A 14,019-nucleotide genomic window follows, 5' to 3' on the forward strand; every position below is an offset into this window, starting at 1 on the left:
AAAATGGGTAGATCATCATCAAGGCTCAGGATATATTCTGCTGCATAATAATCCAACAGTCAGAACCGTAGATTGATAAGCTCCGCGCGGGAATCACCGACATCACGTCGCAACCTACTGGGTATAAAAATTCCCCACATGAGTGCGGCCCGCAAGAAATAAAATAAGCGCGATTAGCTCGGAGAAATCTCTACGATGATCGGCTCTTCTTCCTCGGGGATAAGAGGGACACGAATCGGGGAACCAATCAGTTCGAGTTTTCGGTTAAGCTCCCTTGACGACCCGTAAGTCAATTCGTCGAGAATGTCGTCGACAGCTGCTGAAAGTAGAGACTCTGGCAGAGAGCACTTAGAAAAATGGGCCGCATTAATTGCGTAGATTAGATCCCATGCATCGCCATACATACCAAGGTAGTGCCCGTAGCCCTCGCCCTCACCTTCGCCAAAGAGGGATTGTTGATCGCCACGTGCCTGGACGTACTTGGCGAGCTCTATTACAGGATAGGTATTCGATTTATCGTTTACGCTTCCAGCCACGCTTTATCCTTACTTCTTTTACATCCGCGGTGGGAAAGTCCCAATAAAAGCGCTGCCTGAGCTTCGGTGGGCAGGATTCCGAGGACCTCAGTCACCTCTATGGATGAAAGGACCCGGTTTCCCGGTTCCGGTTTACCTCGGCAACCCTACCCATCAAAGAGCAGACCCGGCGATCTTTGCGCTAATTCTAGGTCACCAGCCCCGTGTAATCCATACCTCTCCCTAGCGGCAAGAAAATCTTGTAGCCTCTATTCACACCACCATCTTCGACGTGAAGGCGCGCCCATGGATATCAGCAAAGCAAGGGAACTGGACCAGCTAGGTCGAGAAATCGACGTTTTAGTCGTTGTTAAAACCGCTCCCATCCCCTCAGAAAAATACAAGGAAACCGTGTGCGTTGCCGGAGTCGCCCTCGATCCGCTTCGCTGGGTAAGGCTCTACCCTATCGCCTTCCGTTATCTTGACGGCACCGACCGCTTTAAGAAATATCAAACTATTCGAGTATCCGTCCGCGCACCTAACGATGATGACCGGGAAGAAAGCTTACGGGTCGAAAAGGATCCTCAACCGCAAGATGAGCCTATTGCCGGGTGGGACGAGAGAGCCATCTATCTCGACCCTCTTCCCACCAAATCCCTCTGCGAACTACGGGCGGAAGCTAAGAGAAATCCGGCCGCGCAATCCCTCGCTCTTATCACGCCCCGCGCAACACCAACTATTAAAGTATCGCTTCACCCGGGCTGGAATGAACAGCAGAAAGCTGCGCTGCGCAAATATAAGAACGAAGATATTTTCGGTAACAAGGGGCTCACTCTGGAAGCCCCGCGGTTTGTTGCCCGGCTTGAATTTTATTGCAATTTTCCGAGTTGTTCGCGCCATTCCTTGACGATAACGGACTGGGAAGCGGTAGCGCTGCAACGCCGTTGGCCGCCAACGGCGTCAATCGAATACGCCCAGCAAGAATTCGAAAAGAAATTCATTAGAGAACGGGAAAAGCCCGGCGTTCCACTACGAATTATCGTTGGCAACCAAGCCGCTCCGCACAAACGCCACAGCTTCCTGGTGTTGGGAATCTTTGGCTCAAGCCGCGAAGCGCTCGGACTCTTCTAAAACAGCGCACGTTTCCTCGATCACGAGTTTTCGGTGGCACTGCTGGTGATTAGCCTCGAAGCAGAGAACGAGGATCGCACCGTCATGCGCTAGGTCGGCAATCTCGTGGATGGCTACCCGAGCATCCGGAGTCGCGAGCACTTCGTTGCGGAAACGCGCGTGAGCGGCATGCGCTTCGGGAGTTCCGGGATGAGCGAAAGCTGCCCGATTGTCCTTAGGATTACCAAGGGAACGCATATGAACATAGCGAGTCCCCGTAGATTCAACCGCTTGGCGCAGCCGCGTTTTAGAAAATCCTTTCTTGCGGCTGATGGGGGTCAGTCGAATATCAACAACGGTATGGACTCGGTTAGCTTCCAATGTAGCGAGAAGATCACTGATAGTTTTCCCCTCGTAGCCCCAACCGAGAATAGTGGTGGCCATCGGTTGCACTCCTTCGTCTTAAGCGGGCGGCACGCGGCCCTATAACCTCATGAAACTTCAGTTACACACAAGCACGATGGCCGCGAAATCACAGGTAAATCTATGGCACGCGCCATCACAGAGCGGAGACGGAGGGATTCGAACCCTCGAGCCGCTATTGCGACTAACACCTTAGCAGGGTGCCACTTTCGGCCACTCAGTCACGTCTCCATGCTCACCGGGAAAACCTGAGCTCACCCGTGCAAGCCTTACTAGCGTACACGCTCAGCGGGGCGTGGTGCCAGTTTTTTCCCGGCGGAATTAGTCACGCACCACCGCGAGCGCGCAAGCACGCTAGAAATCCCAGTCGTCGTCGGTAGTATCTTCCACTTCGCCGATAACGTACGAGGATCCGGACCCGGAGAAGAAATCGTGGTTCTCGTCCGCGTTCGGGGAAAGCGCCGCCAGAATCGCCGGATTGACGGCCGTCTGATCCGGGTTGAACAGCGCTTCGTAACCGAGGTTCATGAGCGCCTTATTGGCGTTGTAGCGCAGGAATGCCTTGACATCCTCCGTCAGGCCCATCTCATCGTAGAGGCTGGCGGTGTATTCTTCCTCGTTCTCGTAGAGGTCTTGGAGCAGCTCAAAGGTGTATTCCTTGAGTTCGGCCTTGCGTTCCTTGCTGGCCTTCTCCACCGCGCGCTGGTATTTGTAGCCGATGTAGTAACCGTGCACGGCTTCGTCGCGAATAATGAGGCGGATGAGATCCGCGGTATTGGTGAGCTTGGCGTGCGCGGACCAGTACATGGGCGCGTAGAAACCGGAGTAGAACAGGAAGGATTCCAGCATCGTGGAGGCGACCTTGCGCTTTTCCGGATCGTCCCCACGGTAGTAATCCAACACGATCTGCGCCTTCTTCTGAAGGAATTCGTTATTTTCCGACCATTCGAAAGTTTCGTCGATCTCATCGGTGGAAATGAGCGTGGAGAAAATTGAGGAATACGACTTCGCGTGCACCGATTCCATGAAGGCGATATTGGTATACACCGCTTCCTCGTGCGGGGTGACCGCGTCCGGAATGAGCGAGACCGCTCCCACAGTGCCCTGAATGGTATCGAGCAAGGTCAGGCCGGTGAACACCCGGGTGGTCATGAGCTGTTCATGCGGCTTGAGGGTATTCCACGACTGAATATCGTTGGACAGCGGCACCTTTTCGGGCAGCCAGAAATTCCCCGTGAGGCGGTCCCACACTTCGAGGTCCTTTTCGTCCTCGATGCGGTTCCAGTTAATGGCTTGCACAGAACTGACAAGTTTCAACTTCGGGGGGATCACAGTAGCTCCTCGTTAGCGCAGGTGATGCGGGATAGATGATGGATAGGAACGACGACGCCGCTCGCGCCGCCACACCCCGCCCATTCTAGACGGTTGAATCGGTAAGCGGTGCGAGCCAGGTCATGAGGTGCGCGGCTTGGGCTGGATACCTTGCTGGGAGATATCCGCATACTGCGTCGTCGTGCCATCGATATTGGTGACGGTGAGGGTGTCATCGGCGATGCTCATCTTGGTCACGTTGGTGAATTCGAGGGGAAGATGCGGGTTGAGGTGCTCGGGGTGGCGCAGACCGAAGAGCCCCGGGTCATGCCAGAGGATGAGGGCGCCATCGCGGCCGAGGGTGAGAATATCGGCCATGCCGGAGCCGTCCAGGTCCCCGGCCGCGAGGGTGCGGAGGTTACGTAAACGGCGATCACGCCCGCCCAGGAGCCGTACGGAACGGAAACTGCGCGCGGCATCTAATTGAGCGAGCTCGCCGGTTTCTTCCCCGGCTGCCGGCAGGACTTCCGCTCCGCTGCCGGCATCCAGGTAGAGCGCGACCGCCCCGGAGGGCCACACCGTGAAGGCATCGGCGCGGTCGGGCTGGCCGCCCAGGTAGCCGAGGACTTCGTGGGCCGGGTTGCCCGGTTCGAGGGTGGCATCCTCCAGGGTGATGCGGGCTTCTTCCAGCAGCTGCGCGATGAGGTTATCCATGGGCACGCCCACGGATTCATCATCGGTATAGCCGCCGCCGTCCTGCGCGCCGCCGGTGATCGCCACGATAGCCCATTCCCCGTTCTCGCCTTGCTGGAGCCAGGGCCCGCCGGAGACCCCGGTGGGCATCCCGGCGCATTCAATATGGAAGTAGTCCACCCCGTTTTCCGTGAAAGTTTCGGTGGAGTTACGGCAGTGGCGCGGGTAGGCGGAGGTGTAGTTATCGGCCTCGAAAGATTCGGCCACCGGGTAGCCAATCACCTCAATATCAGGTTGTTCCGGGCTCACATCGGCAAGGGGCAAGCCGCCGGTCACGTCCTCAAGGAGGTTGCCGAAGCGGTCCGGGTCCGCGGTGAGGACGGCGGCGTCGTACCGATCCGCATCCTCATCATCACTGTAATATGCGTCGTTGATGACCACGGCGTCTGGGTCGATACGCCAAATACCGTGGGGAATATAGGCGGTGCCGGCAATAATGGAGAATTGCGGCACGAATACCGTGGCGGCGTAGGCATCCCCGGGCCAGCAGTGCGCGGCGGAAAGAATCTGGGAACGCCCCGGGGTATCGAGGACCACGCCGGTGCAGCCACGGATCACCTGAGTGGTGCCGGGAACCACGTGGAAGAAGGTGCCCACCTGCGGGATTCCCGGGAAGTTGTAGCCCGCCCCGGGCAGGCCCTCCCCCAGCCCCACATCGCTGACCTTCGGGTCCTCATTGAGGGCGGCGTTGAGGGAATCGGGAAGCCCGGCACCGCGGTGGTAGGCCGCGGCCAGGACCCGGCCGTCCACAATGCCAGAGTCGTCAAATTCGGCGTCGAGATCGCGGTGATTGGCATCGTCGTCCCAGACGATGGCCACGGCGTCGTCGCCAAAATTATCGTAAGTAACCGGGCGCGGAACCGGAGCGGCGAGCACCGGGGCTTTGACCAGCGCGCAACTACCCAGCAGCCCGGCGAGCAGAGCCAGCGTGAGCAGCGCGCCGAGTAACACCGCCAGGGTACCCGCGTGACGATACCGATTCCTCACCTGCTCCGCCTTCTTTCTCCGCGGGGTGGCTCCGCGGAAGTGGCACCTATCCTACCGCGCCGGCCTGAAGGTGATGGGGCTGGTTCGCTAGCAGGTTCGCCAGCGCGCGCCACGCCTGGCGGAGGCGTGACGCGGCCGGGTTCGCAAGCGCGATATGCACAGAACTAGTAGAGTGGTGAACTACCTGGCCGGCTGCCGGCCGGTCCACCATCGCGCGGAGTTACGCAGAATGGAGCACCTATGCTGTGGCAAAATATCCTGGCTATTCTTTCCGTTCTTGCCGGTCCGCTGCTGTATCTGACCGGCGCGGTGGTGATCGCGGTGGTCGGTATTGCGCTGGCGCGTTTCCTCGGGGCGCTCACGCGCCTGGCGAATGCCCGCGCGGAGAAGCTGGAGCACACCCAGAAGCTGGAGCACACCCAGAAGCTGGAGCACGCGGAAAACCCGGTGCACACAGAGAATCCTGAGCTCCAGGAGCCCGGACTTTCCTCATCCCCGGATGCGTCTTAAACTTAAAGGATGGCTGTCACACTAAGTTCAAAGATTGCGGCGCTAACCTTGGATGACTACGAGGTTTATTTCTCACCGCAAACCCGCGCGCGTGCGAAACGTTACGCGGAGGATGGCCACGTCCTTGATATCTCCGAAGACTCCGGGGAGATTACGGCCCACGTACTCGGCAACGGGCATACCTACCAGGTCGTTATCGAAGATACTGACCCGCTCCTGGCCTATTGTTCCTGCCCGGTGGCTCAATACTGTAAACATATCCTCGCAACCCTGCTGATATGCGCAGAAAATTGCGCCGATAGATCCTGGCGCACACTGCTGACGCGGGTATTACATCAGGCACAATCCACCCCGAAAACGCGGGGCCTCGGGCTTATTCTCGGCCGCAATCCGGAAAATGGGAAAATTACGGGAGTGCTGTATCCCGCGCAGCGCAACCTCAACGGTGAATGGTCGCGGCGGAGTACCGCGTGGTCCACTATCGCGCCGCGGTACGGCTCCCGCGCCAATACTGATGGCTTTGACCCGCTCCAGCTCAGCGCGCTCCGGAACTTGTACGAGGCAGCCCGGCGGAATCCCTATTCCAACCCCAATATTTCCCTCCGGGACCTCGGCACCGCCGCGATGGCGTACCTGCGTAACGTCCACGATGCCGGCGTTGAGCTTTACTGCGGTGATGTTGATCAGCCCTTGCGCCTGGCTCATGACCCCTGGGGTGTGCAGTTGAGCCTTTCCGCCCGCGAACCTGATAGTAATGACCTGCTTCTGCGGGTACTCCCGGAAACGCCGAACGGTACCCCCGCCGAAGTTCTTGCGGGTACCACCCCGCCTCTCGCCCTCAGTTACGAGGACGGTGCTTATATTCTGGGGCGCCTGCGCTCCACGATCCCCGATTATCTTTTCCAAGCCGCGGAAGATGCCCATCCTCTCACCATCCCGGCGGCGGATGTTCCTGTTTTTGAACTCAATCTCCTCCCGGAACTCCCGGAGGATATCCCCGTTGTTTCCCCCGACGGCGCCTTCACGCCGCACCGCTTCGCCGAACCGAATCTCCACGCGCTTATTCGCCGCCCTTCCGCTGAGGACGGCGCGCACTATCGGCACAGCGCTTTCCTCCTGGAGTGGTACTTGGGGCGGCGCATGCTGCCGGCCGATGGCAGTGAGAACCCCGCCGAATCCGAAGATCCGGAGAGCACATCCCTCTATACGGAACTGACGGTGCACCGTCTCCTGCATGAGGCGCCTCGGGAACAGCTGACCGCGGTGCGTGAAATCTGGACGAAGGCCACGAAGCTGCCACCGCTTGACCTTCTAACAACCCAAAGTTTGGACCTCAGCATCTATCAGACCCTGCGCGAAGTCGTTATTCCGGCCTGGCGCGAGGCAGGTATCACCACTACCGTCATGGAGGATGCCGATCTCACTATCGTGACCGATGCCCCGGTGTTGAGCACCAGCGTGAGCGAGGAGAACGACTGGCTTGACCTCAATATCACCGTCGACGTCGGCGAGCATCAGATACCACTCAACGTACTCTACGAGGCACTGACCAGCGGGCACGACCACCTCATCCTCGGCGATGTGCTGATCCCGCTGGGCAGCGACTTCGATGCGCTGCGCCAGCTTTTGCACGACGCCGCAGCTCTCGGCACCGTCACCCCCGAGAGTATCTCCGTGCCCAGGGCGCGTGCCCACGCCCTGGATCTTTCCGCGCTGGCCAATCCGCAGGCGCTCACCGATGCGCTCACCCAGCTTGATCACCTGGGCGAGCCGGTGCCGGTTCCCGAAACGTTCCAGGGCACCCTGCGTTCCTATCAGGAAGCCGGCTATTCCTGGCTCACCCACCTGGCAAGGGCTCATTACGGCGGGATCTTGGCCGATGATATGGGCCTGGGCAAAACCGCGCAGATGCTCGCCATGATTAGCGGCGCACGGGCGGAGGGCAAGTTGGAAGGCCCGGTGCTCGTGGTGGCTCCCACCTCCGTGGTGCCGGTCTGGCGCAGCGAAGCGGAGCGCTTCACCCCGGAGCTGCGGGTACACACCATTACCGGCTCGGGTAAACGCCGTTCACTGGCCCTGGCGAATATTGCCGCGAGCGCGGATATTGTGGTGACTTCCTATACCCTGCTGCGCCTGGAGCGCGCGGAGTACGCGAAGGTTGATTGGGGCGGGGTGATCCTCGATGAGGCCCAGGCAGTGAAGAACCCCAGCACGGTGGGTTACCACGCCGTCGCCGCGCTCACCCGCCCCTGGACCTTCGCGGTCACGGGCACCCCGGTGGAAAATAGCCTCTCGGATTTGGCGGCGCTGCTGGCCCTCACCAGCCCCGGCCTGCTCCCCGGGCACGCGCGTTTCACCGAGCAGTTCCAGAACCCCATTGAGAAATTTAATGACGAAGAGGCTGCCGCGCTGCTCACGCGCCTGGTGCGGCCCTTTATGTTACGACGCCGCAAAGCCGAGGTGGCCAAGGACCTCCCGGCCCGCACCGTGACCGAGCTGAGTGTGCCCCTCGCACCCGCCCACGCGCAGCGCTATCGCAAGCAGCTGGAACGTGAACGCCAGGAAATCCTCGGGCTTATCGATGACCCGAATGCGAATCGCATTTCGATTCTGGCTTCCCTCACCCGGTTGCGGCGCATGGCTATCGACCCGGGTCTGGTGGACGGGCGCATTACCACCCCGCCGGCGAAAACCAATCTGCTCCTTGAGCACCTCCAGCAGATTATCCCGGAAGGCCACCGGGCCCTGGTGTTCTCCCAGTTCACCACCTATCTGGAGCGTATTGCCCACCAGCTGGATCGGGAGGGTATTACCTATAGCTACCTGGATGGTTCCACCCGGGATCGCGCCGGAGCAATCGCGGCCTTCCGCGATGGCAGCGCCCCGGTGTTCCTTATTTCCCTCAAGGCGGGTGGTACCGGGCTTACCCTCACGGAAGCGGATTATGTGTACATTATGGACCCGTGGTGGAATCCGGCCGCCGAAGAGCAGGCCATTGACCGGGCCCATCGTATTGGCCAGGATAAGCCGGTCACCGTCTACCGGCTCGCCTCGGCGGATACCATCGAGGAGAAAGTCATCGCACTCCAGGCGCGCAAGCGGGAGCTGGCCGGCCTGGTTGATGAGGCGGCCCGCGGGCCCATTTCAGGGGCGGATATCCGTTCCCTTCTCGAGCTCACCGGGCCGGAGGGCCGCTAGCTGCGCCGTCGTACCGCGGGCCCGTGCCCGGCATCGCCGCGGCACGGAGCGCGGGGCGCGGCGCCGTCGTCGTTCCCCACCGAAACGAAGCGCCCGCGCTTAAGCCGAGCGGGCCGGTCACGTTTCCACGCAACCGGCCCGCTCCGCGCAAGCACACAGCCCGCAGGCCCGCTCCGCTCACCCGCGCCACGGGTAAACACCGTTTACCCACGCGGCGCAAGTAAACACCGCATACCTACTACAGCATGCAGGAGACGCAGCCTTCCACTTCGGTGCCCTGGAGGGCGGCCTGGCGGATACGCATGTAGTAGAGCGTCTTGATGCCCTTGCGCCACGCGTAAATGTAATTGCGGTTCACATCGCGCGTGGTCACGGTGTCCGGGTAGAACAGCGTGAGGGAAAGCCCCTGGTCCACGTGCTGGGTGGCCACCGCGTAGGTGTCGATGATCTTCTGCGGGCCAATTTCGTAGGCATCCTGGAAGTATTCCAGGTTGTCGTTGGTCATGTACGGTGCCGGGTAGTACACGCGCCCAATCTTGCCTTCCTTGCGGATCTCGATCTTGGACACGATCGGGTGGATCGAGGAGGTGGAATGGTTGATATAGGAGATGGAACCGGTGGGCGGAACCGCCTGGAGATTCTGGTTGTACATCCCGTATTCGGCCACGTCCGCAGCTAGCTGCGCCCAATCTTCCCGGGTGGGGATATGATGCGCGGCGAAAAGTTCGCGCACCCGCTCGGTTTGCGGGACCCACTCCTGCTCGAGGTACTTCGTGAAGTAAGCACCGTTTGCATAGGTGGAATCCTCGAAGCCGTCGAAGCGCTCCCCGCGTTCCTTGGCCAGCAGCATGGAGGAACGGATCGCGTGGTAGGCCACCGTGTAGAAGTACATATTGGTGAAGTCGAGGGCTTCCTCGCTTCCGTAGAAGATCCGCTCGCGGCCCAGGTAGCCGTGCAGGTTCATCTGCCCCAGCCCGATAGCGTGGGACATCTCATTGCCGCGCTTGACGGAGGGCACCGAATCGATGCTGGTCTGGTCGGAAACAGCCGTGAGGGCCCGCACCGCGATCTCAACGGTTTTGCCCAGATCCTCCGAATCCATGGCCTTGGCAATATTGAGGGAGCCGAGGTTGCAGGAAATATCCTTGCCCACGTGCTTGTAGGAAAGATCCGCATTGTATTCGGAGGCCTCGGAGACCTGGAGGATTTCCGAGCACAGGTTGGACATGGTAATCCGGCCCTTAATCGGGTTGGTGTTATTGACCGTATCCTCGTAAACGATGTAGGGGTAGCCGGATTCGAACTGGATCTCCGCGAGGGTCTGGAAGAACTGGCGCGCATCGATCTTCGTCTTCTTAATGCGCTTGTCATCAACCATTTCGCGGTACTTCTCGCTCACCGAGATCTCGGTGAGCGGCTTACCGTAGACCCGCTCCACATCGTAGGGAGAGAAGAGGTACATCGGCTCGCGATTCTTGGCCAGCTCGAAGGTAATATCCGGGATCACCACGCCCAGGGAGAGCGTCTTAATACGGATCTTTTCGTCCGCGTTTTCGCGCTTGGTATCCAGGAAACGCATGATATCCGGATGGTGGGCGTGCAGGTACACGGCCCCCGCGCCCTGGCGCGCCCCCAGCTGGTTCGCGTAGGAGAAGGAATCCTCCAGCAGCTTCATAACCGGGTTCACCCCGGAGGACTGGTTTTGGATGCGCTTAATCGGGGCACCCTGCTCGCGCAGATTGGTGAGGTTGAGCGCCACCCCGCCCCCGCGCTTGGAAAGCTGGAGCGCCGAGTTAATCGCGCGGGCGATGGATTCCATATTGTCTTCCACCCGCAGCAGGAAGCAGGAGACCAGTTCCCCGCGGGCCTGCTTGCCGGCATTGAGGAAGGTGGGGGTGGCCGGCTGGAACCGCCCGCTAATCATTTCTTCCATGAGGTTGGTGGCCAGCTCGGTATCCCCATCGGCCAGCGCGAGCGCCACGATGCACACCCGATCCTCGAAACGCTCCAGGTAGCGGGTGCCATCCCAAGTTTTCAGGGTGTAGGAGGTGTAGTATTTGAAGGCCCCCATGAAGGTGGGGAAGCGGAACTTATGCGCGTAAGCCTTCTTGTAGAGCTCCTTAATAAAGGCCATATCGTAGGCATCGATCACGCGCTTTTCGTAGTAGCCTTCGCGCACGAGGTACTCCAGCTTTTCTTCCAGATCGTGGAAGAACACGGTGTTCTTATTGACGTGCTGGAGGAAGTACTGCCGCACGGCTTCATGATCCTTCTCGAATTGGATCTTGCCCTCGGCATCGTACAAATTGAGCTCGGCATTGAGCGAGTGGTAATCCACGAGCGAATCACCCAGGTTTTCCGAACCGGTATCCGTTAGTGTTGCGTTGCCCAAAACTGTTCCAAACCTTCCTTAACCGTGGCGACGTCCGTGGGCGTGCCGAGCAGTTCAAAGCGATACATCATGGGGACGCCGCATTTTTCGGCGATAACATCCCCGGCGAGTCCGTAAACATCGCCAAAATTGGTATTTCCTCCGGCGATCACCCCGCGGATGAGAGCACGGTTGTGTTCGTTATTGAGGAATTTGATGACGGGGCGCGGCACGGCGCCGCGATGGTTCCCGCCACCGTAGGTGGGGCAAATAAGCACGTAGGGTTCATCCACCACGGGCGTTTCGCCGTGGATGGGGATGCGCACGGCATCGTAGCCGAGCTTTTCCACGAACCGGTGCGTGTTATTTGTTTGAGAAGAAAAATAGACGATACGTGCCATCAGTTCTTTCCTCAGCGGGCGGCACGCGGCCGCACCGCCAGCTTAGGCAGTCACCAGGGTGGGTTCCGCGGTGGCCTGCGCGCCGGCCTTGAGCGCCTTGATTTCATCGGGGCGGTAGCCGGACCAGTGATGACCGTTCGCGAAAACCACGGGCGCCGACTGGTACCCGAGGGCCTTCACCGCGGCAAGAGCCTCCGCATCCTGAGTGAGATCCACGAGCTCGTACTCCAGCCCCGCCTTATCGAGCGCGCGCTTGGTGGCATTGCACTGCACGCACGCGGGCTTGGTGTAGACGGTAATGCTCATGGGGTCTCCTCGGATTCGGATTGTCACGCTGTGTGCGTGGTGGAACGACTACAAGGCTAAACACTACACCTAGTGGCACCTAGAACAAAAGACCACTAGAACTTGTGGTTTTTACGACGACGCCGCCACTCCCACTTTGCGCCTATTTACGCGGTTTTAGGACTTTGGGCCCGCGCTTTGTGAAGCCGGTAACCACGCCGCCCGGCGTGTCACGCGGGGCGGGCCGCGGGTGGGCCACGCGCGGGCCAGCTACATATCTAGGCACCCGCTCAATGCGCCGGATCATTTAGCACATTTACTAAATTTCCGCCAGAGTAAGGAGTCCCTTACCCGCCCTTTTGTAACCAACCTCACGCTAATTTTGGCGCTCTCAATTTTTATCTTGTGACCTACGTCCGTACGATTCTAATCAGACTTAAGCGGATTCGGATTCGACCGCCGTGACCAACGCTGCTCACCGACCCGTATCCGAGCCAACCTCGTGCGATGAAAAGGAGAACATCGTGGAAGCCTTTACACAAACCGCCGCGCCACTGGGGAGTCTCACCCTCTCCGCCCTCGTGGCCCTCCTGCCGCTCCTCACGGTGTTCTTCCTGCTGGGCGTTGTGCATATGAAAGCGCACTGGGCGGGGGTATGCGGCGTCGTCGTGGCGCTTGCGGTAGCGATTTTCGCTTTCCGTATGCCCGCCGGAATGGCGCTTTCTGCCGGCCTGGAAGGCGCCGTTTTCGGCATCTTCCCCATTACCTGGATCGTTCTTACCGCGATTATCCTCTTCGAACTCACGGTGGCCTCCGGGCACCATGACACCCTCATGCAGGCCTTCGCGCGGCTCTCCCCCGATCCGCGGGCCCTGGGCATTTTCATCGCCTTCAGTTTCTGCGCCCTCCTCGAAGCGCTGGCCGGATTCGGGGCGCCGGTGGCGATCTGCGGCGTTATGCTCCTCGCCCTCGGCTTCGCGCCCTGGAAGGCGGCGCTCACAGTGCTGGTGGGTAATACTTTCGCGGTGCCCTACGGGGCGATGGCCACGCCCGTGCTCACCGGCGCAAACCTCACCGGCATCGATGCCGCCACTCTCTCCGCCCAGATCAGCGAGCAAACCAGCGTGCTCGTCTGGCTCATCCCCTTCGCGCTCCTCCTCATTATGGACGGCTGGCGCGGCCTGGCGCAGGTGTGGCCCCTGGCCCTGGCGGTGGGCGCCTCCTACGCGCTGAGCACCTGGCTCGCCGCCCGCACCCTGGCCCCCGGCCTGGTCAATATGGTTCCCGCCCTGGTGAGCCTGGCGGTCGGCATCGCGCTGCTGCGCATCTGGCAACCGCGCGGCAGCCGCGCCGCGGCCGAACGCCTCACCGGCGCCGCGCCCCAACCGGCCACCGAACGGATTCGCCCCGCGGCCCTGGCCTGGGCCATCTTCCCCTACGTGCTTATCGTGGCCGTTTTCGTGACCACCCAGATGGTGCCGGCAATCCGCAGCGCCCTCGCGGCCACAAACGTGACTATCCACTGGCCGGCCCTGTGGGCCGGGGGCGAGAATCTGGTGCGCGCTGCCGACGGCACGCCCGCCGCCTCCACCACCTACACCTTCGCCTGGCTGAGCTCCCCGGGCACCCTGCTGCTCCTGACCGCGCTGGTGCTGGCCGCCTGCTACCGGATGCGCCCGGGCGCGGTAGCGCGCCTCATGTTCGCCCAGGTCTACAAGCTGCGCTGGACCTTCCTCACCATCGGTTCGGTGCTCGCCCTCGCCTACGTTATGAACCTTTCCGGGCAGACCCTCACCATCGGCACCTGGATTGCCGGTGCCGGCTCCGTCTTCCCCTTCCTCGCCCCGATTCTGGGGTGGATCGGCACCGCGGTGACCGGTTCGGGAACCTCAACGACGGCGCTCTTTGCCAATCTGCAGCACACCGCCGCCACCCAAATCGGGGCGGATCCGGGGCTGCTGGTGGCCTGCAATACCGTGGGTGGGGCCGTGGGCAAGATGATCAGCCCCCAAACTCTGGCGATTGCCACCGGCGGGGTGGATATGGTCGGCGAAGAATCCGTGCTGCTGCGCAAGTCCCTGCCCTGGGCCTGCGGCCTGCTCATCCTGCTGTGCCTACTGGTTGGGTTCCTCGCCTAGATACTTCCGCCCTGCCA

General features: G+C 60.6%; 11 protein-coding genes and 1 tRNA gene. 4 read left to right on the forward strand and 8 right to left on the reverse strand.

Annotation, left to right across the window (positions count from 1 at the left end; translation table 11 throughout):
- Positions 1–173: 173 nt before the first annotated feature.
- The gene (locus ACRQFC_RS06200) at positions 174–536 is read right to left on the reverse strand and encodes a hypothetical protein (RefSeq protein WP_284896009.1); all 363 of its coding nucleotides are present in this window, start codon (positions 534–536) and stop codon (positions 174–176) included.
- Positions 537–821: 285 nt separating this feature from the next.
- Here ACRQFC_RS06200 and ACRQFC_RS06205 point away from each other — a divergent pair, with 285 nt between their 5' ends.
- Complete coding sequence (locus ACRQFC_RS06205; protein WP_284896006.1) at positions 822–1,646, forward strand: DUF8757 domain-containing protein; 825 nt, start codon at positions 822–824, stop codon at positions 1,644–1,646.
- On the opposite strand, the gene ACRQFC_RS06210 is transcribed toward ACRQFC_RS06205, so the two are convergent.
- From ACRQFC_RS06210 to ACRQFC_RS06225, 4 genes are all read right to left on the reverse strand, one after another.
- Positions 1,617–2,069, reverse strand: coding sequence for a DUF488 domain-containing protein (locus tag ACRQFC_RS06210; RefSeq protein ID WP_284896003.1), 453 nt, complete (start codon positions 2,067–2,069; stop codon positions 1,617–1,619). The genes ACRQFC_RS06205 and ACRQFC_RS06210 overlap by 30 nt on opposite strands.
- Before the next feature lie 123 nt (positions 2,070–2,192).
- Positions 2,193–2,279 (reverse strand) — tRNA-Ser (locus ACRQFC_RS06215).
- Between the two features lie 123 nt (positions 2,280–2,402).
- On the reverse strand, positions 2,403–3,380 hold the full coding sequence (gene nrdF, locus ACRQFC_RS06220; RefSeq protein ID WP_016442136.1) for a class 1b ribonucleoside-diphosphate reductase subunit beta: 978 nt from the start codon (positions 3,378–3,380) through the stop codon (positions 2,403–2,405).
- Positions 3,381–3,500: 120 nt separating this feature from the next.
- Positions 3,501–5,099 (reverse strand): trypsin-like serine peptidase, encoded by a 1,599-nt coding sequence (locus ACRQFC_RS06225; protein WP_284896001.1) that lies wholly within the window; start codon positions 5,097–5,099, stop codon positions 3,501–3,503.
- A 240-nt stretch (positions 5,100–5,339) separates the two neighbouring features.
- Between ACRQFC_RS06225 and ACRQFC_RS06230 the strand changes: the two genes are divergently transcribed.
- Entirely contained in the window at positions 5,340–5,609 is a 270-nt protein-coding gene (locus ACRQFC_RS06230; protein WP_284895998.1) for a hypothetical protein, read from the forward strand.
- Positions 5,610–5,618: 9 nt separating this feature from the next.
- Positions 5,619–8,807 carry a DEAD/DEAH box helicase gene (locus tag ACRQFC_RS06235; protein WP_284895996.1) on the forward strand — a complete coding sequence of 1,063 codons (3,189 nt, stop codon included), beginning with the start codon at positions 5,619–5,621 and terminating at the stop codon, positions 8,805–8,807.
- A 238-nt stretch (positions 8,808–9,045) separates the two neighbouring features.
- Here ACRQFC_RS06235 and nrdE read toward each other — a convergent pair whose 3' ends face one another.
- Genes nrdE through nrdH form a run of 3 tightly spaced genes read right to left on the reverse strand, consistent with a single transcriptional unit; the run spans position 9,046 to position 11,885 of the window.
- A complete protein-coding gene (gene nrdE / locus ACRQFC_RS06240; protein WP_284895993.1) occupies positions 9,046–11,199 on the reverse strand; it encodes a class 1b ribonucleoside-diphosphate reductase subunit alpha in 2,154 nt (717 codons plus the stop codon).
- Positions 11,181–11,579 carry a class Ib ribonucleoside-diphosphate reductase assembly flavoprotein NrdI gene (gene nrdI / locus ACRQFC_RS06245; RefSeq protein ID WP_026429160.1) on the reverse strand — a complete coding sequence of 133 codons (399 nt, stop codon included), beginning with the start codon at positions 11,577–11,579 and terminating at the stop codon, positions 11,181–11,183. Before nrdI ends, nrdE begins: the two co-directional genes overlap by 19 nt.
- Positions 11,580–11,621: 42 nt before the next feature.
- Entirely contained in the window at positions 11,622–11,885 is a 264-nt protein-coding gene (gene nrdH, locus ACRQFC_RS06250) for a glutaredoxin-like protein NrdH (RefSeq protein ID WP_026429161.1), read from the reverse strand.
- A gap of 503 nt (positions 11,886–12,388) precedes the next feature.
- On the opposite strand from nrdH, the gene ACRQFC_RS06255 reads away from it, so the two are divergent.
- Complete coding sequence (locus ACRQFC_RS06255) at positions 12,389–14,002, forward strand: L-lactate permease (RefSeq protein ID WP_284895990.1); 1,614 nt, start codon at positions 12,389–12,391, stop codon at positions 14,000–14,002.
- The last annotated feature ends 17 nt before the right edge of the window (positions 14,003–14,019 follow it).

It is taken from the genome of Actinotignum inguinis, from assembly GCF_051265835.1.
Taxonomy (GTDB): domain Bacteria; phylum Actinomycetota; class Actinomycetes; order Actinomycetales; family Actinomycetaceae; genus Actinotignum; species Actinotignum timonense.

Coding starts and splice junctions, on each gene's coding strand:
- ACRQFC_RS06205 (WP_284896006.1), top strand. CDS start 822: ATGGATATCAGCAAAGCAAGGGAACTGGACCAGCTAGGTCGAGAAATC.
- ACRQFC_RS06210 (WP_284896003.1), bottom strand. CDS start 2,069: ATGGCCACCACTATTCTCGGTTGGGGCTACGAGGGGAAAACTATCAGT.
- ACRQFC_RS06230 (WP_284895998.1), top strand. CDS start 5,340: ATGCTGTGGCAAAATATCCTGGCTATTCTTTCCGTTCTTGCCGGTCCG.
- ACRQFC_RS06235 (WP_284895996.1), top strand. CDS start 5,619: ATGGCTGTCACACTAAGTTCAAAGATTGCGGCGCTAACCTTGGATGAC.
- nrdI (WP_026429160.1), bottom strand. CDS start 11,579: ATGGCACGTATCGTCTATTTTTCTTCTCAAACAAATAACACGCACCGG.
- nrdH (WP_026429161.1), bottom strand. CDS start 11,885: ATGAGCATTACCGTCTACACCAAGCCCGCGTGCGTGCAGTGCAATGCC.